Below are 22,135 nucleotides of genomic sequence, written 5' to 3' on the forward strand. Positions count from 1 at the left end.
CCCTCAGAAGCAGCTCTTGCCGTAGATGTCGCAAATATCATAGGACGACGCGAGGTCTCCGTACACGTCGGCCAGGGGGAGCGTCGCGGCCGAGCGGACGGCGAAGCGACCGACGGCGGCGTTGATTGCGTGCTGCACCTGCTCGGCCCGCTCGGCTTTGGGTCGCGCGTCCTCGAACAGGCTCCGCTGGCGCCGCGCCCAGGGGCGAAGGCCGCCGGCGACGACGTGCATGTAGCGAACCGTCGCCGTCGCGGGGCGCCACGTGCGGGGCAGCAGCCAGAGAGCGGCGTCTCGCAACGCGGACAACTCGGCCGTGCCTCCCGGCATCGTGCAGCGCACCGCGCAGGACCGTGTTTCGCGAAAAGAGAGCTCGAGCGCGAGCGTGTCGCAGCAGATGCGGTCGTGGTTGAGCGCTTCAACCAACCGCTCGACGTTGCGAACGACGAACGCGGCGACCCGCTCGCGATCCCGGCTGGGCCGGCCGATCGAGCCGCCTCGCGCGACGAACTTGCGGGGTTTGCAAATCGGCAGCACGTCCAGGACCGGGGTTCCGTTGAGTTCCCACCACAGGTCCTCGCCCGTTTTCGTGAGCAGCCAGCGGATGAACGCCCGATCGGCCGCCGCGAACTGGTCGCAGGTCGCGATGCCGTGGGCTGCCAGCTTCTCCGCCGAGCGAGTGGCGACGCCGGCGATCTCGGTCACCGGAAGACCTTCCAGCAGCCGTCGTCGATCCGCCTCGCTGGCGACGACGCCGGCGCCGCACGGCTTGACCGAATCGCTGATGAGCTTGGCGAGCGTCTTGGTGGGAGCGACGCCGATGCTGGCCGGCACGCCGACGCGCCGCGCGATCGCCCGCTGCAGCGCCAACGCCGCGCCCCGGTCGGCCCCCGGCGCGTGGAAAAACATCTCGTCGATCGAGTAGAACTCGACGCGCGGGCTGGTCTGCCGAACGAGCGCCAGCAAGCGGCGACTGAGGACCTCGTACCACGCGAAATCGCGTTTGACGTAGACGCCGTCGGGGCAGATCGGCAGCGCCTCCCAGATCGGCATGCCGGTCGTGACGCCCGCCGCCTTGGCCTCGTAGCTCTTGGCGATGATGCAGGCGCCATGGTTGCCGAGCACGCCGACCGGGACGCCCCGCAGATGCGGGAAGCGCACGCGCTCGGCCGAAACGTAGTAGCAATCGCAGTCGACGTGCCCGATCATGACCGCCGGTTATAGTGTACATGGGAACACTATGTCAATGGTCGCCTCAAGTCGCGGCCGGGTCTGGAGTTGGGATCGTCGGGGGCCGCACGTTGAGCCGCGAGGAGACTCGCTCGGCCGTACATCTTGGCGACGGCTAGCTTGAGCGCTCGTTCGCTTCGCTCGCCCCGCTCCAGCACGGTGGGGTCGAGTTCGACGCTGCGGGTCTGCGGGACTTGGAGTTCGAGCTTGCCCAGTCGGCTGTCGACCGTCTTAAGCTTGAACCCGTTGGCTTGGCCGCGACGCGTCGGCGGTGCGCTGGCAGGGGCCGGCTCCCAGGGCTTCGCTGCGCTGCCGCTTCATGGCCTCGTTAAGAGCGTCTCGATGGCCTGGGCCATGTCGTCGAAGCCGTGGTCGGCGAGCAGTTGGACAATCGCGTCGAGTTCGGTAGATTGCGTCAGGCGAGTCATGCGGCTTCCGTTCACTGCTTCGAGAACAACGAATAGGAAACCGGACTGGCCCGCCCCTTTCAAGCCATCCGCGATGCGCGGCTTTCTACAGAATAAATGATGCACTAACCACCAATGCCCCCGCAAGTCAAGCACAACAAGACCGTATACATTCTCGGCGCAGGTTTTTCAAGTCCAGCCGGTGGGCCTAGCCAGGACAAAATCTTGCATGGCATTGCCAAACTCGCACAAGACCCCGACCCCGAATTGGCAAAGCAAGCCACACAACTGCTCGCCTTCCTGAAAGAAGTGTTGAAGGTCTCTACAGAAAAACTAACCAACGCCTCCCTTGAAGACATCTATACGCCGATCGACCGTTGCCTCGCCGACCGGGTGTCATTGCGCGGCAAGTCTCAGAATGAGGTGGAGAGGAAACGAGCTGACTTAGATCATCTCATCTCGGTGGTCATCCAGCGCTCGTTTCAGCGTCAATATCTTGAGACCGAATACGTTCAGAGGTTTGCTACTCGCCTTGTGAACATGGCTGCAAAACGGGGCGAATTAGCACAGACACCTGGGTGCGAAAGCGAGGCGAAACGTTACGACCCTTTCTCGATCATCTCCTTGAATTGGGACATACTGTTAGATAACGCGCTGGATACTGCCCTGAAGGCAAAGGACGCAGTACATGGCACCGGGCACTATGACGCTTTCGGGGTAGTCGATTACTGTTGCTACGTGAGCTCGTTCGAAGAAGGCGACAATCGCATTCGTTCTGGTTTGTGGTCGCTCGGCGCCAAGGGCTACAACGTGAAGCTCTTGAAACTCCATGGGTCGATGAACTGGCTACAATGTCCTAATTGCCAGCGGCTTTTTACGTCATTCAATGAAAAGTTGGTCGTTTCAAGAAAGATCGGCACTCATTGCAGGCATTGCAATGATCATCAGATTCGCGCGAAACTTCGCGGAACACTCGTAATGCCGACGTTCTTGAAGGACTTCTCTAATTTTCAACTCAAACTCGTATGGCAGAATGCTGCCGTGGAGCTTATGGAGGCAACGAATTTGGTCTTCATCGGCTACTCGTTGCCCCATGCAGACTTCGAGTTTCGACAACTCCTAACTCGGATGGTCCGTCGCTCTGCTCCTATCCATGTCGTGCTCTACGAAGATGCAAAAGATAGGGCGCGATACCGTGAGGAGGTAGCACGCTATAAGCAGTTCTTCACTGGCCATCGTCTGACATTCGATCCGGAAGGTGTAATCGAGTACGTTCGGAAGATTTCCGCCGTAGAGTGTCCTGGTTCAGCGTGAACTGGATTTCTTAGTTATTGGCGTTAGCGGATTAAAAGGTTGAATTGGGGTATGGGCTCCGACGAGCAGCGGAGCGGCGATTACCGCGGGGGAATTGTCTTGGCGTTCCCGCAGGCCGTGGGGCTCATTGCCGACCTCCTGGATCCCCGCTATCCTTTCGCTGCGTTCCGGTTTGAAAGCGTCCGGCAACGTGGCCTCTCGGCATCGCGTCGCCCCGCACTGGCGGGCCTCGGCGAGCTACCGCTCGCGCCGGGCGTAGATCTCATTTTGCCGTGCGGCGAGCCGCCGGCGTCGGGGGGCTCAGCGGCAAGGTGAAGCTTGTCGCCAGCATATCTCTCGGCTTTCGCCCTCAGGGAGTCGCAAGACTCGCCCTTACAATCTCGGATGACTCTCCGAGACCGAAGTCACCCACAGTTTCTGCTAAAGAGGCTCGTGTTCGGCATGGCGATGCGTCATCCTTCCAACTCGTTCGACACGGCGAGCCATTCTTCTTCGAGGCTCGCTAGTTCCGTGGCGAGTTGCTGGAGTCGCTCGTGGGCGCGGCGGGATTGGGCGGGGTCGGTGAGCGTGGCGAGCGTGTCGGCGACAACGCGTTTCTCGTCGTCGAGCTTGGCGATCTTGCGCTCGATCGCTTTGAGCCGCTTCTCCAGTTCGCGCTGATCGCGGCCGGAGAGTTTGGGACGCGCGGCGGTCGTCGCGCCGCCGGGGGCGACGGCGCAGTACGTGGCGTGCTCGGCCCGGAGACCGGCTTCCAACTCCTTGTGAATCCGGTAGACGTAGTCGTCGTACGTGCCGGGATAGCTGACGACGCGCCCCGCGACGACCTCGACGACCTCCGTCGCCACGCGGTGCATGAAGTGCCGATCGTGGCTGGTGAAAATCACCGTGCCGGGGTAGCGGCACAAGGCGTCGGCGAGGGCCTCGACCGTCTCGACGTCGAGGTGGTTGCCCGGTTCGTCGAGCACGAGCACGTTGTGCCGCTCGAGCAGCAGCCCCGCAAGGACGAGCCGGGCCCGCTCGCCGCCGCTGAGAACCTTGATCTTCTTTTCGACCAAGGCGCCGCTGAACAGGAAGCTGCCCGCGACGCTTTTGATCTGCTGGATCGTCGTTCCCGGGGCGGCCTGGTAGTGGAGGTAGTCCTCGACGGTCTGCATCTCGGGCAGCGTCGTGTAGACGTGCTGGGCGTAGACGCCGATCTGGCAGCCGTAGCCCCACTTGAGCGTCCCGCACCGCGGCTCCAGCGAGCCGACGACCGTGCGGAGGAAGGTCGTTTTGCCTTGGCCGTTGTCGCCGACGACGCCGATTCGGGAGCCGTGTTCCAGTTCCAGTTGCACGTCCTCGGCGACGATGCGCTCGGGGTAGCCGATCGACAGGTTCTCGCACCGCAGCGCGGTCCCCTGCCGCGGGGGGACGGCGGGGAAGCTGAAGTTGACCCGGGCTTCCTCGCCGGCGACCTCGACCAGTTCCAGCCGTTCAAGCTGCTTCGCCTTGCTGCGGGCCTGGCTGGCGGTGTTCGCGTTGGCGCGATTCTTGGCGATGAACGTTTCGAGCTGCTTGCGCTTGGCCAGAGTCGCGGCGTTGGCCCGCAGGTCGTGCTCGCGCCGTTCGTCGAGGTTCGCCAGATACGCATCGACGTCGCCGGGGAACATGGTGAGCTGTCCGCGCGACAGTTCGAGCGTGTGGGGGCAGGTGCGTTTGAGGAATTCTCGATCGTGGGAGACGACCAGACACCCGCCCTGAAAGCCGTGGAGGAACTCCTCGAGCAGCATCTGCGTGCGGAGGTCGAGGAAGTTCGTCGGTTCGTCGAGGATGAGCAGGTTCGGGTCGTGCAGCAGCAGGGCCGCCAGCTTGACGCGCGTTTGCCAGCCGCCCGACAGCGACCGGACCGGCTGGCGGAGCATCGGCTCGGGCAACTGGAACTGCCACGCGATCTCGCCGCACCGCCAGTCGGGCTGCCCGCTGTCGCGCAGCAGAAAGTCGAGCACCGTCTCCTGGTCGTGGAACGGGTCGTGCTGCCGCAGGTACCCCAGCCGCAGCTTGCGGCTGCGGACCACCTCGCCGGCGTCGAGTTCCTCGTCTCCCAACAGCACCCGGCACAGCGTGCTTTTGCCGGCGCCGTTGCGGCCGATCAGCCCCGCCTTTTGATCGTCGGCCAAGGCGCAGGTGGCGCCGTCGAGCAACGCCTGCTCGCCGTAGCGTTTATGGGCGTTTTGAAGTTGAAGAACGACAGGCATAGCGACGTAGGCCAGTTTCTCCGAAACTGGCAGAACCTTGCGGCAAGGGGACGTGAATGGAAAGACCGACTCGATGCGGATCGCCAGTTTCGGAGAAACTGGCCTACGTGCGCTGGCGCCATCCCGCGACAACCGCCAAAACGATGCAGCATACCAAACAGGCGCCGCTCAGCCAGTCGCCGGTGCGCACGTAAACGGTCGGCGCCCGTGCGCCGCTGGCGAAGATCGGCACGTCGGCCACGAGCACGTCGGCCCGGTCGCGCTCGGTGACCGCGACGATTCGCCCCGCGTCGTCGATATGGGCCGATAGGCCCCGGTTGGCGGCGATCACCAAGGGGGTGCGGGTCTCGACCGCTCGCAGCACCCCCGCGGCGAGATGCATGTCGAGCTCCGCGGAGCCCCAGTACCAGGCGTCGTTCGTCAGGTTCACGAGCACGTCGGGCGAATCGCCGCGTTCGGCCAACTCGTGAAGTTGGCGGCGCACGAGGTGGGGCAGCGCCGTCTCGTAGCAGATGTTGGGCGCGTAACGGACGATGCGCTCGGGATCGGCCAGCGCGGGCAGCGCGATCGCCGTCGGACCTGCCCCCGGGGTCGCCCCGCCGGTAATGGGTGTGATCCACGCCAGCCCCGGGATCCAATCCACCAGCGGCACGTACTCGCCGAAGGGAAGCAAGTGCATCTTGTCGTACGTGCCGACGATCGCGCCGGCGCGAGTCACGCCGACGGAACTGTTGTGCATCGCGTAGCCGTAGGCGGGGGAATCGTCTTGCGGGTCGTCGTCGACGGCGGCGCCGGGGGACGCCGCGCCGCTGAGTTGCACGCGGTCGATCCCCACGAGCAGGTTGGCGTCGACGGTGCGGGCCAACTTGCTGAGATCGGCGATCGTCTGTTGCCGTTCGGCGCGGTCGACGATCTCGCGCGGAGGCGGGTTGTCGGCGTCGATCGCCGTCAGCCACTGCCGAAACATGGTCTCGGGCCAGACGATCAGGTCGAGCGGCTTGTCGGCGGCGCGGGCCTTGTGCGCCGCGGCGAGCGACAGGGCGGTCTGTTGCCGCATGACCTCGGCGTCGCGGCCTTCTTCGCCTTTCCAGTCGGCCAGCAGATCGCTCTGCACGAGCGCAATGCGGACGGTCGTCGTTTTACGTGCGACGCCGGAGATCACGGCGTCGTAGGCGGCTCCGATTGCGAACAGGCCTCCCACGACCACGGCGCCGGCGAGCCATTCCATTGTCAGTTCGGCGCGCCGCCGGGATTGCGCACGAGCGATCGAACGGGCGCGACTCGCTGCCGCGATCAGCGACGCTGCGGCGACCATCAAGAAGGTCACCGCGTATTCGCCCCCGATTCCGGCCAACGGCAACACGGCCGGGCGGCGGTATTGCGTCTGGGCGAGCGAGCCCATGAGAAACCCGGTGAGCAGATGGGCCCGGGCGAGCTCGAGCCCCGTCCAGACCACGGGCGCCGCGAGCCACAGCGGGGCCCGCACGCGGTGCACCGCGACGCGCGTCAGCGCGACGAACGTCGGCAGGTAGAGCCCCAGGTAGCTCGCCACGAACGCGAGCGCTCCCCAGTTGGCCGGATGGGGGAGCCGCAGCCAGGCGATCGTCAGCCCCCAGTACGCGACCCCGGCCAGCCAGAGGTCGAGGTACGGCCGGCGCCCCGGCAGCCGCGGAAGTGTGCAGAGCATGATCCACGCCGCGGGGCCGACCCACGCCAGCAGGCTCCATCCCACGGGCGGATGGGCGAGATACGTGACGACGGCCCCCGCGAGCCCCCACGCCAACGTGCGACGATCGACGGAAGCGGCGCCGGCCGCGGCGACAGGGGGGGTGGTCATGCCGCCCAAGCTACGCAGGGGACCGGGGTTTGGCCAGAGCGATCTGGCCGCGATTCAAACGGCGGTCAGCGTGAAGACTGTCAGCTCGGGTCGGACGTTGAACCGGATCCGGCGGAGATACCCCAATCCGCGATTGATGTACATGCGTCGGCCCGGGCCCAGGTCGTATTGGCCGGCGTAATACCGTTTGTTTCGCACGGGGACGATCGGCGGCCGGAAGAACGGAGCCTTGCACTGTCCCCCATGGGTGTGGCCTGCGAGGATCCATCCGTGGAAGTCGCGCCAAGCCACGTGGTTGGCGCCATCGGGATTGTGGCACAGCGCAATCGCCGGGGAATCGCCGTCCAGGTCGTTCAGCATTCGCTCGGGAGAGAATCTTCCCGACCACAGGTCGTCGACTCCTGCGATTTGAAGTCCCTCGATGTCGGCGACTTCGTTGCTCAGGACGCGGATCTGGCGTCGCTGGAATTCGTTGCACAACTTGTCAGCGATGCGGTGCTGGCGAAAACCGCGGCCATAGTCGTGATTGCCCATCACGGCAAAGTTGCCTAGCGGCGCTCGCGGCAAAGCGTCGATCGCCTCCAGAGCTTTCGGGATGCTCTCTTCTCCCAGACAGGTCATGAAATCGCCGGTCAACGCAATCAAATCGGGTTCCAATTCGGCGACCTGCTCCAGGACGTCGAGCAACCACCGTTGATCGACGACCGGTCCGGCATGGATGTCGCTGATCTGAACGATTCGCTTGCCAATCAGCCCTGGCGACAAGCCGGCGAGCGGCAGCGGGCGACGCACGGTCTCGACCCAGTGCGGCTCGATTCGCCACGCATAGCCAAACGAGCCGATTGCCACGGCGGTCGTCGCCTTGAGAGTACGACGTAAGAACCGCCGCCGATTCATTCGCGGGGGGGCTTGCTCTTCACAAGGTTCGGCGTCTTGGCGGGGCGAATCGTTCACTTTGACTTGCCGGCAATAGTCATCAAATCCGCTAATGGGACTGCTTCCTGACGGAATCAATTCAGCCAAGCAATGTAGCCGGGCGGCCGCAAGGCGACCAATTCGGTTTCGTACGCGTCAATCGGGGTTGCTCGGAAGGTCGCTCATTTCGTCCGCCTATGCCGAATGTGTCGATTTTCCGTGAAGGGATGCGCCGACAGTCATTCATGCGGCGAGGCAGGTTCCAGCCAACACGACGGAAAGGCGCCGTACCCGACCTATGTTTACTAAGGGCTCCTGACTCGCGGAAAGCGGTCGCTTGGCCCTGAGTTTTGCAACACCCGGCCTGCCGAGAGCGTTCCGCCATGTCTCACCCGCAACGCAAGAAAACGTTCGTCGATCCCCAGGTGCAAGGCGCGCTGGTGCATCGGTTGGTGTTTCATTGGCTGGCGTTCATCGGGATCGCCGCGGCGGTGGCGTTCTGTCTGCAAGTGCTCACGAATCCGTTCGAGCCGATCCGCAATCACGCGGCCGCGCTGTGGCGCACGCAGGGACCGTTCCTGCTGGTGCTGGTGTTCATGCTGCCGGTGTTCGTCGCCGACACGATCAAGCTGAGCCACCGCTTCGCCGGGCCGATTTACCGGTTGCGGCAGACGATCCGCGAACTGGCCCACGGGGCCGAGTACCAGCCGCTGCGATTTCGCGACTACGACTTCTGGCAAGGCCTGGCGGGCGACTTCAATACGATGGTCGAACGCCTGCGCGGGTCGAACGATTCGCAGCCCGAGAAATTGGAACCGCAGGACGCGGTTGAGGCGAACTGAGCGGCGTGGAATATGCGGCGCTGCGGCTGCGGCGTTGCCGGCGAGCTGGGAGCTCGCGGCTCTTTGCGCCGACAAGCTTGTTGCTCGGTTGAGCTTGCGATTGATTCTTGGCGCTGGCTTTACACGTTCAGCCGCGGGCTCCCAAGCCTGCCGGCAAAGCGGTGAAGCGGTCGGCACGCCGCGAGCGCCAGCAAGCACGCGACCAGCGTCGCTGACGCGGGTTCCGGCGTCGCGGCAACCCCCGATCCCGGTTGATAGTTGCGCTGCCACGTCAGAAAGTCGGCCCCGTCGTAGCCGCCCGATTGCCCGAAGCCCGACGCCCACACGGCTAGGTCCGCCGAATTGACGACGCCGTTGTTGTTGAAGTCGCCGGGGAGTCCGAGGGCGGTCAGCGTGAGGGCGGTGTCGCCGTAGTCGAGGTTCCACTGGACCCCCGCGGGGAGCAGCACGTCGGCGAAGGCGCCGCCGCTCGACTCGTAGGTCGCCAGCGTGAAGACGGTCCCCGCCGCGGGGATGAAGTCCGCGATCAGGTTGACGCTGAGCGTGCCGTTCCAAGCCGCGTCTCCCTCGACGACCAATTGCCCGTAGCTCGCGCCGGGGTTCGCTCCCAGCAGGTTGAACTCGAGCGCGGCATTGGCGCCGTTGGAAAAACGTCCGTGGATTTCGAGCGTGCCGAAGGAATTGGCATTTCCGACCACGACGGTCCCGGCGACGTTCTCGACCTGTCCCGGGATCGGCCCGCTGCCGGTGCGGATGACTCCCTGGCCGCGGAGCACGGCGTTCTGCCGGAGCTCGACGTACTGGGCGTCGAGCGTGCCGCCGTCGAGATCGACGGCGCCGTGCGCCTCGATCGAGACGCCGGAGAAAGTGGTCAGCGAGGCCCCGCCGGGGATAGCGACAGTCATGGTCTGCGTCGCTGCGGGGCCGGAGACGTTCGCCTCCCACGCCACGGCATCCCCGGATACGACCGCCCGCTGGTGGCCGCCGGAAACGTGCCGGACATTGGCGATCCCGAGCAGGTTCGGCACGACGGCGCCGCTCCAACTGGCGGCGCTCGACCAGGAGGCTTCGGCGGCGGCGGTGTTCCAGTCGCGGTTCGTCGTGACCGGATTGCTGATGTAGACGCCGGCGCTCGGGCCGCCGCCCCCCAGCGAGGGATTGGGATCAATCACGATGTCGCGTCCCGCGAACACGTTCGTGCCGACGATCCCGGGAACGATGTTGCCCGGGTTCGCGGGGTTGGTGACGTCGAGAACCAGGATTGGCACGTTCGACAGCGTGACGCTTCCCCCCGTGGCCAGCACCGTGAACTGATCGATGAAGTACCCCGGCACCCCTTCCGAGGCCCCGCCCGAGCCGACGATCTGGATCGTGAAATCGGGCGTGTCGAGCTGCACGTCGATTCCCAGTTGCAGCGCGGTCAGTTCGGAGAGGACCGTGACGCTGGCGCCCGTGTCGAAAAAGAACTGCTGATTGTTCAGGTTCACGCCGTTGTTCGACGCGTTCACGTTGAGAAAGTGACCGCCCTGGACGAGCGTCGGGTTCGACGGGTCTTCCCACGGGCGGTTTAGGTCGAAGTTGCCGATATTGGGAAACATGACAGGGGTCGAAGGGCCTGCTCCCAGCAGGCTCATCGGGGCCTTGCGGGAGAGTCCCTGTTGATCGCCGGTCCCCAGCGGCAGAAAGTCGATCGCGGGCGTCCGCACCGTCTTGCCGTCGAGCTCGAACACCTGCGGCAAGCTATTGCGAATGCGGGTCGCGTACTGGCTGGCGAACGACAGACCCAGGATGTTCGGCAAGGCCGACTCGGCTGGCAGCGTGACAATCGAGGTGTTCGTCTGCCCCAGGAACGCCGACGTGTTCATGCTGAGCGAGGCGCCGGCGCCAGTGCGAGCTTGCAGCCCTGCGGCATACAGCCCCAGCGGATCGCCGACCGACGCCTGCAAGAACCCCGTGGCGCCGCCGATCGTGATCGTCTCGGTGCCGCGGAAACCGTCGGTGTTGCCGGGATATGGCCCGTCGATGTTGAAGGCCGCGTCGGCCGCGGCGGTGATCAGCGAGGTCGCCGCCCCCGTGTCGAGCAGCGCGACTTCGAAGTAGTGGCTGCCGGTGTGGCTCACCGGCGACCCGCCCAAGGAAGTCGAAGGATAGGGGAAAAAGTCGATATCGTTGACGAACTCGTTGGTCAGCGTAATCCCCACCAGCGGCAGGAATCCGTCGATGGGGACCCCGGCGGCGCGCGCCGGGATCGCGCACGTCAAAATCGTCGTCGCGACGAGGAGCGCCAGGCACTTGGCCGCGCGGGCTCGCAGGGGTCGAGTTCGAGCGTTCGTCACCGCCAACCTCCGCGCTTGTCGCTGGCCGCGCAAGCGTGTCGGCGAATCGTTCCGCGCGCAGTCGCGGCGTTCGCCTGTGGGAACAGCTAACCAGAAAGGGGGAACCGCGGTCGCGCCTCGGGGTGCGAGGTCGCGCCGCCTCCGTCCCCGGAAGCGTCCCGGATGAGATTGCCCCTCTCTGCCAGGTGCGCCGCGGCCGGATCGTCCAGCCGCTTTCAGAGTACGTGGGGGGAATAGGGGCGTCAAGCAAAGGGGGGAGCGGCGAACATCCGCAAACGGACGGCAACGCGGTCCCGCTAGGGCCGGCTCTTTCCCCGCTTGCTTCCTGGCGATTTCCTGATTTACCGCTTTCCCGTCCGCCCGTCGACCGTGGGCCGGCCGATGCTGTGGTAGCAGTACCCGCGGCGTTTCATCCGCTCCGGCTCGTACAGGTTGCGGCCGTCGAACACGATCGGCTGCTTCATGACTTGGTATAACTCGGCGAAGTCGGGGGAATGGTAGTCCTTCCACTCGGTCATGATCGCCAGGGCGTCGGCCCCGGCGGCGGCATCCATGCGGCGTTGGCAGTAGGCGAGTCGCTCGCCGTACTTGGCCCGCACGTTGGGAACCGCCTCGGGGTCGTGGACCCGCACGACGGCGCCCTTCTCGAGCAGCCAGTCGATGAGCACCAGAGCCGGGGCCTCGCGGATGTCGTCCGTGCGGGGCTTGAACGCCAGTCCCCAGACGCCGACGGTCTTGCCCGCCAGGTCGCCGCCGAAGTGGGCGTCGATCTTGTCGGCGATCACCGATTTCTGCCGTTCGTTCACCGCGTCGACGGCCCGCAGGATCGCCGGATCGACTCCGTGCTGGAGGGCCATCGCCTCGAGCGCCCGGACGTCCTTGGGAAAGCAGCTGCCCCCGTAGCCCGCGCCGGGAAAGAGAAAGGCGAACCCGATGCGGCTGTCGTGGCCGATGCCGCGCCGCACGTCGTTGATGTCGCCCCCCATCCGTTCGCACAGGTTGGCCATCTCGTTGATGAAGCTGATTTTGGTCGAGAGCAGCGCGTTGGCGACGTACTTGGTCATCTCCGCGCTTTCGGGGCTCATCACGATGAACGGATGCTCGGTCCGCAGAAACGGCTGGTAGAGCTGGTTCAGGGCGTCGGCCACCTCGGGACGACGCACGCCGACGACCACCCGGTCGGGCTTCATGAAGTCGTCGATCGCGGCGCCCTCTTTGAGGAACTCGGGATTCGAAGCGACGTCGCATTCGCGGCCAGTGAACTCGCGCAACATGGCGAAGATCCGGGCGTTCGTGCCGACCGGCACGGTGCTCTTGGTGACGACGATCGCGTCGTCGCGCAGGTGGGGGGCGATCGATTCGACCACGCTCCACATCGCCGACAGGTTCGCGGCCCCGTCGGCGCCCTGGGGCGTGCCGACCGCCAGGTAAATGATCTCGGCCGGCTTCACGGCTGCGGCGAGATCGGTCGTGAAGAACAGCCGCTGCGAGTCGACGTTGTGGAGGACCAACTCGCTCAAGCCCGGTTCGTAGATGGGGATCACGCCGCGATTGAGGCCGTCGATCTTCGCCTGGTCGATGTCGACGCAGGTGACGTCGTTGCCGCTGTCGGCGAAGCAGGTTCCCGTGACGAGGCCCACGTAACCTGTGCCGATGACTGCGATCTTCATAACGAGAACGTCCTGAATGCGAACCGAAACCCGCGACGGGTCGGCGGCCGGGGGGGAGGCGGGGCGGGTCGGCCGGCGAAGGGAGGAAAAACTACAGCATAATCCCCGCTCCTCTCCCCGCAACTAAGCGACCGGGGAGAGCAATGATGCCGTTTGTGCCGACAAAACGGCGGCTGGGATCGCAGCGCAGCTGCCCAAGGCGCAAGGCCAAGGGCGTCAATTTCCAGCGGCGCGTCAATCGAGCGATTCTGCCCGGACCTTGTCGGCCTGGGCCTCTTGGGCGGATTGCAGTTTGGCCCGGAGTTCGGGACGCGAGCCGGCGAGGATTCGCACGGCCAACAGCCCTGCGTTGCGGGCGCCTGCAGCGCCGATCGCCAAGGTTCCCACCGGCACGCCGCCGGGCATTTGCACGATCGACAGCAGCGAGTCGAGCCCGCTCAGCGACTTGCTCTGCACCGGCACGCCGAGCACGGGGAGCACGGTGAGCGAGGCGACCATCCCCGGCAAATGGGCCGCCCCCCCTGCCCCGGCGATGATCACCTCCAACCCGCGCGCGGCAGCGGTCGTCGCGTACTCGACCATCCACTGCGGCGTTCGATGGGCCGAGACGATCTTGCACTCGTGCGCGACGCCGAATTCGGCGAGCGCCTCGGCCGCGGCGCGCATCGTCTCCCAGTCGCTGCGACTGCCCATGATGACGCCGACCAGTGGCATGGCGCGGAAGAGGCGGACGGGTGAAGGCGAAAAAGGTCAATCGGCCGGCGGGGGGGGCGCAAATCTAGTGTGACCGGCCGGCTGAAGCACGTCAACGCACGAGGCCTTAGCGGCCCCAGCCGATCGGTTGTCTTGGTTCCCCTGCAATAGTTCACGACTTGCGGACAGCGCCGGGGGCCGAAGCCTGCTCCTGGAAGGGATGTCCGCACCAGGGACGAAGATCGCGCCGAAATCGGTCGGTCGCCGACCACGGCGGCGGATCAGGGCGCCGGCGCTCAACCTGGGGCAGCGCGGTTGTTGTCTGATTGCCGGACTCCTTCGCGTCACGCTCTCCAAATCGCAAGAATTGCCTAGTCGCGATCGGCGAGTGTGAAGCGATCAACCTCGTCGTCTCTTTCGCGACACGTTCGACAAGGTTGTCCTGCAGCGTGATCTCAACCAACGCCGCCGGCGCCGATTCCGCCGTCTGAGCGACGCCAGGACAGCCGAAGTCGACCTGGGCTTCGCTGGGCGAGTGCGCCGGGGGCGAGCCGGTCTTGGTTGGTGCAGTCGCGTCCCGGTCTCCATGGCAACGCGGGCATACGGGGCCGTCGCATCGCTGGCGCTGCTCGACATCGACGCCCCTAGAGAGTCCCGCGGGTCCGACCGTTGCCGTCGCACCGGGACAAACTGGCATGTTGCGCATCGCCGAGCCCCTCCAATCGCCCGCCCGTCGGCAATCTCCGCCGAGATGCGTGCCGGCTGCCGGCCGGAAGCCGTTGCCCGCCGCAGGCGAGCGGCTCAAGCTCTCTCAAGCCGGATCTGCGCCGGCCTGCTCTGCTCCGCGTGCGCGTCGAGACGACGGAACTTGGTGCGATCACCCTCGCTCGCGCGAGACCGCTCTCTTGCAGACCGGCGGCCGGCGGTTGATACTGGTTTCCGTTGCGCATTCCGGCCCGTTCCTTCTCCTCCGCTGCGTGCGGCGGCGCCGCCGATGGTCCCTTCCGACGACGATCTCGCCTCGATCCGGGACGCCCTTGCGGCCTCGCCGACCAACGTGCCGTTGCACAAGTTTCTCGCCGACAGCCTGCTCAAGGCGGGCCGCTTCGAGGACGCGGTCGAGGCATATCGCGCGGCGCTGGCCGTGGCGCCCAACCATCAGGCGTTCAAGCTGGGGCTGGCCAACGCCTACTTTCAGGTCGAAAAACTGTCGGCCGCGCTGGTGATCGTCGAGTCGCTGCTCGAGGCCGAGGATCCGGCGGCGGCGGCGTACGTGCTGCATGCTCGATTGTTGTTGCGCGCGGGCGAGCCGCAGCGGGCCGCCTATCAGTACCGGCAGGCGCTCGAACTCGACCCGGAGGCCGTCGACCAGGAACTCGCCGAGACGCTCGGCGTCGCTCCGCCCGGGGCCGAGGCGGACGACGAGGTCGTCGACGGACGAATCCGCCAGCGCGCCGGAGATCTGCCGGGCGACGCCGGGTTCGACCTCGAGCGCCCGCGAATCGGCTTCGCCGAGGTCGGCGGCATGGACGCGGTCAAGGACGAGATTCGCATGAAGATCATCCTGCCGCTGACCCAACCCGAGCTGTTCAAGGCCTACGGAAAGTCGGTCGGCGGCGGGATTCTCATGTACGGTCCCCCGGGCTGCGGGAAGACGTACCTGGCTCGGGCGACGGCCGGCGAAGTTCAGGCTGGGTTTCTCGCCGTCGGCATCAGCGACGTTCTCGACATGTGGATCGGCCAAAGCGAGAAGAATCTCCATGAGCTGTTCGAGCAGGCACGACGCAATCGGCCGTGCGTCGTGTTCTTCGACGAGGTCGATGCCCTCGGCGCCAGTCGCAGCGACATGCGGCAAACGGCCGGACGCCATCTCATCAATCAGTTTCTCGCCGAACTCGACGGGGTGCAGGCGTCGAACGAAGGCGTGCTGATCCTCGCCGCCACCAACGCGCCGTGGCACCTCGATACGGCGTTTCGTCGGCCGGGGCGGTTCGATCGGATCGTGTTCGTGCCTCCCCCCGACGCGGCCGCCCGGACGGCGATCTTGAAACTGATGCTGGCCGGCAAGCCGTCCGACGGCGTCGACTTCGCCAAGGTCGGCGTTAAGACCGAGGGGTTCTCGGGCGCCGACTTGCGGGCGGTCGTCGACGGGGCCGTCGAGACGAAACTCCGCGACGCCATGCGCAGCGGCCGGCTGGAGCCGGTGCGAACGAAGGATCTCCTGGTCGCCGCCGGAACGGTCAAGCCCTCGACCCGAGAGTGGTTCGCCACGGCTCGCAATTACGCGCTCTACTCGAATCAGGGCGGGGCCTACGACGACATCTTGAAGTATCTGAAGCTCGCGTGAGGGCGCGTGCTCGGCAGGCCGGCGGCATCCGCCGAGACGCCGACCCGGACGACCGTGGCAGGAATTGGCATGCGACCTCGGAGAGCCCGCTCATGACCCCTCACTTTCAACGCGGCACTCTGCTCGCGCAACAATCGCGTTGGCTCGACGCGGCCCGTGAGTTGAAAAAGCATCTCGCCGAGCAGCCGGCCGACCCCGCTGCGCTCGGACTGTTCGCGCTCTGTCTCGTGCAAATTGACAAATTCGACGAGGCGGAAGCTGCCGTGCGCCGGGCCGTTGCACGGGCCCCCGACGAGCCCGACAGTCATTACTATCACGCGATCGTCTTGCGGCGTCGGGGGCGTTTCCGGGAGGCCGAAGCGGCGGCGCGGACCGCCGTCCGGCTCGATCCCGAGAGCCCGCAGTATTTTTCCCAATTGTCCGCGACGCTCTTTGTTCAGGAGAAGTGGGAGGAGGCATTGGCGGCGGCCGACGCCGGCCTTGCTCTCGACGCCGAGCACGTTCAGTGCCTCAACTTCCGCACGATGGCGCTCACGCATCTCGGCAGTGCGGCGCAGGCCGTCGCGACGGTCGACGCGACCCTCGCCGCGAATCCGGAAGACGCCTTCTCGCATGCCAACAAGGGCTGGGCGCTGCTTCATCAGAACCGGCCGGCGCCCGCGGCGGATCATTTTCGCGAGTCGATGCGCCTCGACCCGACGTGCGAGTACGCGCGCGCCGGCCTCGTCGAGGCGACCAAGGCGCGCAATCCCGTCTATCGCATCGTGCTGAAGTACTTCCTCTGGATGAGCCGACTCGACTCGCGCGCTCGGTGGGGCGTCATCCTCGGCGGGTACTTTGCGGCGCGGACGCTGACCCGGGCGGCGCGCCACAACCCGAGCCTCGCGCCGTGGGTCGTTCCGCTGCTGATCCTCTATGCGCTGTTCGTCCTGACGACGTGGTTCGCCGTGCCCATGAGCAATCTGCTGCTGCGGCTCAGTCGCGACGGTCGGCTGATGCTCGACGGCGACGAGCGGGCGAGCGCCCACTGGTTCGCCGGGTGCATGACGACCATGGCGGTCGGTTCGATCGGAGGGTACTTCGCCGACTCTGTGCCGCTGCTGGTCCTCGGCGCCGTGGGATTCGGCTTGGCGCTGCCCGCGACGATCTTCTACCGATGCGACCAGGGGTGGCCGCGGAACGTGATGCGGTGGATTGCCGTCGCACTGGCGGCCGTCGGCCTCGCCTGGGTCGGCGTTGCGGCGACTGAGTCGTCTGCCGGCGACGATTTCTCGATTGCTTTCAAACTGCTCGGGATCGGTTTCATGATCGGCGCGCTGGGGATTGTCCCCTGGACGGCCAATGCGCTTGTCAATGCCACTGCCGAGAAATAGGGCCCGGCCTCGCCAGGCCTTGAGCCCGGGGGGCGTGTGCCGAGCGCAGTGATTCTCAAGTGCTGCTCATGCACGTCGCTGTCGCCGTGCTTGGTCGAATTGTTGATCATGTCATGTCACGCACTACTGGGCTGCGGCGTTCGGCAAGTGCGCTGGAGCGCTGCCCGGCCGTTCGGCGAATTCGTCCCCCGCCGACCACGGCCCGACGGCGACGACGGGGGCCCGCGCCGTCGCTCCTCAAGATCGGCCCGACCTCGTCGATCGGCGCAATCGGACCGGGCGCACTCTCGGAACGCCCGATCTCGCTTTCCTCCGGCACGGAGCCCGGGCGGAAGCGGGATAGGCTTGACGGAAAGGATCCGACCCTCTTCCGCGAGGTCCGTCATGTCGAGTCGTGCCAAACCAGCGTCTCCCGTCGATCGAGCGGGGGCCTTGCGTCGCGTACGGGGACGGGTCGCCGCCGTCGGACTCGGGTACGGGGCGCCGACCGCGGCGCTGCTGGCCGCGGGGGCGCTGGCGGCGACGACGGAACTGATCCGCGAACTCCAGACCCGGCGGGCCGCTGCGCCCGACGTCATGGTGCGGTTCGGCGACGCTCTCCAGAGCCGATCGGACCTCGCGGCTGCGTTCGGGGGGCTCGCGTGCGCCGGGTGCGTCGTCGGGCTCGGGGGTCACCTGTTGTTGCGGCGCGCAGCCGGCCCTGAACGCCGTCTCGCTCATGGGCTGGTCGCGGCGCTCTTCCTGGCGCCGCTGCTGCTCGGAGGCTTGGGGACGATCGCCGCCGCGATGCTCGATCCGCGAGCCGGGTACGTCAGCGCGTGTCTCTCCTTCGCAGTCGCCGGCGGCGGGCTGACGCTGGAATGCTCCGTGATTCTCGCGACGCTGCTTCACGTCGCCGTCCGGACGGCCGAGCGGCGCGTCGTCCCCGTCGAGGATCGCGGCGCAGGCGAACGCGCGGAGCGCCGCGGCCGATACGAAGCGGAACTCGCCGAGCTCGGCCTCACGGAAGCCGGCAGCTTTCGCTACGTCCCGGGCGACAACCACGAGTTTCGCGCCTGGCGGTGCGAGTCGTTCCCAATGTACGTCTATGCGGCACGGTATCGCGCCGCGGGGCGCTGGATCGATTACCTTGCGGCGGCGAGTTGGACGAGCGACGGTCGACACTTCGAGACGACGAACGCTCCGGAGGAACTCGGCGGGGCCGCTGACGACGCTGCGCCGTTCTATCACCGCCTCGCCGCGGCCGGGCTCGTCGAGCTGATCTCCTGGCATCGCGCGAAGGTCGAGGCGTGGCTCGAGAGGACCGGCGCAGTCGGGCTCGACCTGCGTCCCGAGGACGTGCCCGCGGCCGAAGCGTACGGTCTCGACCACGTCGCCCGCGTCCTTCGCGCGACCGGCCGTCGCTGGTTGTTCGGGCCGGCCGATCCCCACGTCGGTTTTCCCCCGCCCCCGCTGCCCGGCCGGCCGTGGCGAGCGACCCCGCAGCCCGAGTTCGCGACCACGGCGTGAGTCGTCGCACGGCACGGGGCGTCTCAGCGCGCGGGCGGATCACGCGGCGTCCCCGAAAAATGCAGCGCGCCCGGTGCGTTTAGCTTGTTGAGTTGCGATTGTGAGAGTTCGTGGTCGGAGGCCCCGTTCCGTGCATCCTCCCAGGATCGTGGATCGGGAAGCGAGGCGCGACAGAACGTGCTGTGAGACAGGCCAAGTTCGGACGGAGGTCCGGCGTCGCGTGCTGACCGGCGCGATCAGCCGCCGGCAGGCCGCCGAGGAGTACGGCTTGAACCGGCGGAGGGTCGTGACGATCGCCGGGCACGTCGCGCCGCCCGGCTGCTGGCGGACGGCGCCGCGATTCGCGCAGCTCAGGCGCCCAGCTGGCGATAATCATCGATCGTCGCGCCGTCGAGGCAAGCCTCAATGATCGTTTTTCCCAGCGGTTGCAGGTCGGCGACGAGAAATTCGCGAACTTGCCGATGGAAGAAACTCTCCAGCGCAGCCGCGCCTTGGTCATAGGCCTCCTCGCCCACCTCAGGCTGCTGGGCGACGTCAAGGAACCACTTGCCGATCGTCTGGCCCTCGACGACGAGCGTCTCTTTGACTTCGCCCAGGAGCGAGCACCGCGCCGGCTTCAGGTCGCCCGGTCGGAACGGCGCCGACCCGCGGCGGGCCAAATACTCGCGGGCAATCCATTGCGGCATGAAGCCGACCCGCCAGCAGCCGATGTGCTGGTTGGGGATCAACACGAACAGCGTCGCCGGCGTGCCCAACACTTGATCGAGCAGGATGTTGGCTTGATCGACTTTTCGCCCGGTCGCGAAGGGCCAGAACGAACCGACCCCCTCCGACTCCATTCCGCCGCCGTCGACGATCGACGGATTGCCGTGGCCGCGCGGGGCGACCAATCGCCACAGCCAGGCCAGGGCCGGCGGAAGCACGTGGAACAAGCCGAGGATGCCGTAGCTCGGCCGCTCGCGCGTGCACGGCGGACAGCGGACCCCGAAACTGCGGATGTCGACGGTCACCGGCCGATTGACGATTCCCGGCACTTGCCGGCGCGGCACGACGACGCGCGGGTTCGGACAGGGCTGACCGGGCGCATCCTCGATGTGCTGCCAAATCAGGGCCGTGGCGCCGGGGGTCGCGTCGATGTTCAGAAACAACAGCGGCTCCGTCGGCTCGATCGTCATGCGTTCCAGATGCGGGTCGACGCCGTACCGATCGATGTGATTGACCCGGACGAACCAAGCCCTTTCCGCGTCGACGAGCGTCAGCTTGCGCTGCGGGCCCGGTTGGTCCTGCAATGACGGATGGCAGAGCGCCATGTCGTCGGTCACGGGGTGCAATTCGCAGCCGCGGGCGAGCGTCAATCGCCGCGCGTCGCCGGTCACGGTATTGGTCCCCAACAGGAGCGTGCCGTCGGATTCGCGGTGCATGTGCTCGAGCATTTCGCTCTTGCCGCCGCCGGAAGCCCCCTCGTGCATAATGACGGTGGCGTTCTCGTAGGGGGTGACGACTTCCACAGTCGAACAATGCGTCGTCGTCCACGGCTTCTCGTCGCGTTCGCCGAGGGTGAGCAGCATGCCGTAGACCCCCTTCTTGGCCGACGGTCCGGGGTAGAGGTTGTAGCTGAACAACTCGTGGAGCTGGGTTTCCTCGAAGCGGCGATTGTGGACGACCAACTGCCGGCCGCCGAAGTGCGTGTGCCGGAAGGGAGGCGCCACGTAGAGGACGGCGCCGTGATGATAATCGGCCCCCGCGGCCCGCACCTCCTCCAGCGGCATGATCCCCTGCAAGATGGCCAGGCCCAGGGCGAAGAACCCGGCGTTGGCCGGCGCGATCGCCACGGCGTTCAGGGGCCGATCCGGCATGCCGGTCTGGAAGAAAAAGGCCGCGATCGGTTGCGTCTTGAGCCACTCGATGGTTGCGCTGCGCAGCTCGCCGAAAGGTTGGCCGAATCGCTCCTCGTACGTCGGCTTGTCCGTGTGCGCGACGTCGCCGACGACCATGCAATCCGGGTCGCGACGGCGCATGTACGGTTCCACGTAATTGGCGGCAATCCCGTTTCTTACGCGGCAGACCAGGGCCTCGGTGACGAGGCCCTGGCCGGGAACGTCGTAGCCCACGGCGTAAAACCCGTCGCCGTTCGCTTCGCCCAGGCCCAGTTTGGCCTCGGGGACCGAGAGCCGGACCAAGTCGCCCACGGCGCCGGCGAGGTGGAGTCGTCCTGCCGATTCGGCCGCCTCCAGCACGGACATTGCGCTGTGCGACAGGGTCAGTTCCGGAAAATCAGCAAGTGGCATCGTCGTGACTCGCCTTTCGTTTCATGCGGCTTGGAATAAACGACAATCGGTTGCGGCGACCGGCGGCGCGTCGTCCAGTGCGCTGCCGGAGACGGCGCGCGTCGCAAACTCCGCCGGAACGATCGAAGGCCAGGCGATTCGACGGTCCCTCGCCGTTCGCCAGGTCGCGCGCCCTGCTGTCGGTTGATATATTCAAATATCTGAATAAAATGGAACATACGGTTCCGCGTCAGTGTACCGTCAGCGAATCGCCTGTAAAGGGACCGCCCCATGCCGTACCGCCTTCTCGCTGCCCGCGAACTCGCCGAATTTCTGCGGGCCCTGGCGCATCCCCGACGCATTCAGATCCTCGAAGAACTCCGGGGCGGCGAACTCCCCGTCGCCACGCTGGCCAAGGCCGCCGGGCTGGCGCATGCGACCGTGTCGCAGCACCTCATGGTCTTGCGAGCCCATCGCGTCGTCGCCGAACGACGCGAGGGAAGACAGGTCTATTACCGACTCCGTTCGGACGAACTCGCGGACTGGCTCGTGCAGGGCATCGATCACCTGCCTCATCTGGACCACGAAGCCAGCGAGGTGCGCAAGGCGATCAAGCGGGCAAAGTCCAAGTGGTCCGATTAAGCCGCGGGCGCCGGCGATCTCGCTGACCGGATTCGGCAGATCGCGGACGACGAGAGCCTCGCTCCCGACGACGGGCAGGAGATCTCCGTCGCAGTCAAGGCGCCGTCCTGAAACGGGCCTGTCTGGCAGCACGGCCTGACGCGCCTCGCTTCCCGACCCGTGATCCTGGGAGGATTCACGGAACGGGACCTCCGGCCCCGCTCACAATCGCAAATCAACAAGCCGAACGCACCGGGCCCGCTGTTCGTTGAGGGCGCCATGACCTTCCCGCCGGGCGCTGCATGTTTCGAATGCTGCTCACAACTCACGGACCGTGCCGAGCGCCAAACAGTCCGCTAGGCGGAAGTCTTCATCGCAGGTCCTCTCGGCGCGGTCGACCGGTCGTAGGCAGTTCGCGGTTCGGGAGCCAAGTGATATTGGGCCGCGACGCGGCTCGACGCGCGCACTTCACTTGACGTTCCTGGCGGGGAAAACGTTCCTAACGGAGAGAGAATGCCGGAACTGCTGAAGAAGTCAATCAAA

14 protein-coding genes and 1 pseudogene are annotated in these 22,135 nt (G+C 66.2%); 6 read left to right on the forward strand and 9 right to left on the reverse strand.

Annotation, left to right across the window (positions count from 1 at the left end; translation table 11 throughout):
* Window positions 1–3: 3 nt before the first annotated feature.
* Both KF688_18480 and KF688_18485 read right to left on the reverse strand, forming a co-directional pair.
* Complete coding sequence (locus KF688_18480; protein ID MBX3427673.1) at window positions 4–1,206, reverse strand: nucleotidyltransferase; 1,203 nt, start codon at window positions 1,204–1,206, stop codon at window positions 4–6.
* A gap of 29 nt (window positions 1,207–1,235) precedes the next feature.
* A pseudogene (locus KF688_18485) lies at window positions 1,236–1,499 on the reverse strand (transposase).
* A 270-nt stretch (window positions 1,500–1,769) separates the two neighbouring features.
* Here KF688_18485 and KF688_18490 point away from each other — a divergent pair.
* Entirely contained in the window at window positions 1,770–2,948 is a 1,179-nt protein-coding gene (locus KF688_18490; GenBank protein ID MBX3427674.1) for a hypothetical protein, read from the forward strand.
* A 452-nt stretch (window positions 2,949–3,400) separates the two neighbouring features.
* Here KF688_18490 and KF688_18495 read toward each other — a convergent pair whose 3' ends face one another.
* The 3 genes from KF688_18495 to KF688_18505 all read right to left on the reverse strand — a co-directional run bounded on the left by KF688_18495 (window position 3,401) and on the right by KF688_18505 (window position 7,868).
* Complete coding sequence (locus tag KF688_18495; protein ID MBX3427675.1) at window positions 3,401–5,182, reverse strand: ABC-F family ATP-binding cassette domain-containing protein; 1,782 nt, start codon at window positions 5,180–5,182, stop codon at window positions 3,401–3,403.
* Between the two features lie 103 nt (window positions 5,183–5,285).
* A complete protein-coding gene (gene lnt, locus KF688_18500) occupies window positions 5,286–7,019 on the reverse strand; it encodes an apolipoprotein N-acyltransferase (GenBank protein ID MBX3427676.1) in 1,734 nt (577 codons plus the stop codon).
* A gap of 54 nt (window positions 7,020–7,073) precedes the next feature.
* Window positions 7,074–7,868 carry a metallophosphoesterase gene (locus KF688_18505; GenBank protein ID MBX3427677.1) on the reverse strand — a complete coding sequence of 265 codons (795 nt, stop codon included), beginning with the start codon at window positions 7,866–7,868 and terminating at the stop codon, window positions 7,074–7,076.
* A 449-nt stretch (window positions 7,869–8,317) separates the two neighbouring features.
* Between KF688_18505 and KF688_18510 the strand changes: the two genes are divergently transcribed.
* Window positions 8,318–8,776 (forward strand): hypothetical protein, encoded by a 459-nt coding sequence (locus tag KF688_18510; protein ID MBX3427678.1) that lies wholly within the window; start codon window positions 8,318–8,320, stop codon window positions 8,774–8,776.
* A gap of 119 nt (window positions 8,777–8,895) precedes the next feature.
* Here the strand turns inward: KF688_18510 and KF688_18515 are convergent, their stop codons facing one another.
* The 3 genes from KF688_18515 to purE form a co-directional block, all read right to left on the reverse strand.
* Entirely contained in the window at window positions 8,896–11,112 is a 2,217-nt protein-coding gene (locus tag KF688_18515; GenBank protein MBX3427679.1) for a retropepsin-like domain-containing protein, read from the reverse strand.
* A 341-nt stretch (window positions 11,113–11,453) separates the two neighbouring features.
* Window positions 11,454–12,782 (reverse strand): UDP-glucose/GDP-mannose dehydrogenase family protein, encoded by a 1,329-nt coding sequence (locus KF688_18520; GenBank protein ID MBX3427680.1) that lies wholly within the window; start codon window positions 12,780–12,782, stop codon window positions 11,454–11,456.
* 234 nt (window positions 12,783–13,016) lie between these two features.
* Complete coding sequence (gene purE / locus KF688_18525) at window positions 13,017–13,475, reverse strand: 5-(carboxyamino)imidazole ribonucleotide mutase (GenBank protein MBX3427681.1); 459 nt, start codon at window positions 13,473–13,475, stop codon at window positions 13,017–13,019.
* A gap of 994 nt (window positions 13,476–14,469) precedes the next feature.
* Between purE and KF688_18530 the strand changes: the two genes are divergently transcribed.
* The 3 genes from KF688_18530 (at window position 14,470) to KF688_18540 (ending at window position 18,704) form a co-directional block, all read left to right on the forward strand.
* Window positions 14,470–15,822, forward strand: coding sequence for an AAA family ATPase (locus KF688_18530; protein ID MBX3427682.1), 1,353 nt, complete (start codon window positions 14,470–14,472; stop codon window positions 15,820–15,822).
* 92 nt (window positions 15,823–15,914) lie between these two features.
* Window positions 15,915–17,195, forward strand: a complete 1,281-nt coding sequence (locus KF688_18535) for a tetratricopeptide repeat protein (protein MBX3427683.1) — start codon at window positions 15,915–15,917, stop codon at window positions 17,193–17,195.
* A gap of 384 nt (window positions 17,196–17,579) precedes the next feature.
* Window positions 17,580–18,704 carry a hypothetical protein gene (locus KF688_18540; GenBank protein ID MBX3427684.1) on the forward strand — a complete coding sequence of 375 codons (1,125 nt, stop codon included), beginning with the start codon at window positions 17,580–17,582 and terminating at the stop codon, window positions 18,702–18,704.
* Between the two features lie 350 nt (window positions 18,705–19,054).
* On the opposite strand, the gene KF688_18545 is transcribed toward KF688_18540, so the two are convergent.
* Window positions 19,055–20,992, reverse strand: coding sequence for a DUF4914 family protein (locus KF688_18545; protein ID MBX3427685.1), 1,938 nt, complete (start codon window positions 20,990–20,992; stop codon window positions 19,055–19,057).
* Between the two features lie 270 nt (window positions 20,993–21,262).
* On the opposite strand from KF688_18545, the gene KF688_18550 reads away from it, so the two are divergent.
* Window positions 21,263–21,613, forward strand: a complete 351-nt coding sequence (locus tag KF688_18550; protein MBX3427686.1) for a winged helix-turn-helix transcriptional regulator — start codon at window positions 21,263–21,265, stop codon at window positions 21,611–21,613.
* Window positions 21,614–22,135: the final 522 nt, after the last annotated feature.

Source organism: Pirellulales bacterium (assembly GCA_019636345.1).
In the GTDB taxonomy this organism is placed as follows: Bacteria; Planctomycetota; Planctomycetia; order Pirellulales; family Lacipirellulaceae.

Bases quoted from the DNA above. Each gene is read 5' to 3' on its own strand.
- KF688_18480 (MBX3427673.1), bottom strand. From the start codon at position 1,206: ATGATCGGGCACGTCGACTGCGATTGCTACTACGTTTCGGCCGAGCGC.
- KF688_18490 (MBX3427674.1), top strand. From the start codon at position 1,770: ATGCCCCCGCAAGTCAAGCACAACAAGACCGTATACATTCTCGGCGCA.
- KF688_18495 (MBX3427675.1), bottom strand. From the start codon at position 5,182: ATGCCTGTCGTTCTTCAACTTCAAAACGCCCATAAACGCTACGGCGAG.
- lnt (MBX3427676.1), bottom strand. From the start codon at position 7,019: ATGACCACCCCCCCTGTCGCCGCGGCCGGCGCCGCTTCCGTCGATCGT.
- KF688_18510 (MBX3427678.1), top strand. From the start codon at position 8,318: ATGTCTCACCCGCAACGCAAGAAAACGTTCGTCGATCCCCAGGTGCAA.
- KF688_18520 (MBX3427680.1), bottom strand. From the start codon at position 12,782: ATGAAGATCGCAGTCATCGGCACAGGTTACGTGGGCCTCGTCACGGGA.
- purE (MBX3427681.1), bottom strand. From the start codon at position 13,475: ATGGGCAGTCGCAGCGACTGGGAGACGATGCGCGCCGCGGCCGAGGCG.
- KF688_18530 (MBX3427682.1), top strand. From the start codon at position 14,470: ATGGTCCCTTCCGACGACGATCTCGCCTCGATCCGGGACGCCCTTGCG.
- KF688_18535 (MBX3427683.1), top strand. From the start codon at position 15,915: ATGACCCCTCACTTTCAACGCGGCACTCTGCTCGCGCAACAATCGCGT.
- KF688_18540 (MBX3427684.1), top strand. From the start codon at position 17,580: ATGTCGAGTCGTGCCAAACCAGCGTCTCCCGTCGATCGAGCGGGGGCC.
- KF688_18545 (MBX3427685.1), bottom strand. From the start codon at position 20,992: ATGCCACTTGCTGATTTTCCGGAACTGACCCTGTCGCACAGCGCAATG.
- KF688_18550 (MBX3427686.1), top strand. From the start codon at position 21,263: ATGCCGTACCGCCTTCTCGCTGCCCGCGAACTCGCCGAATTTCTGCGG.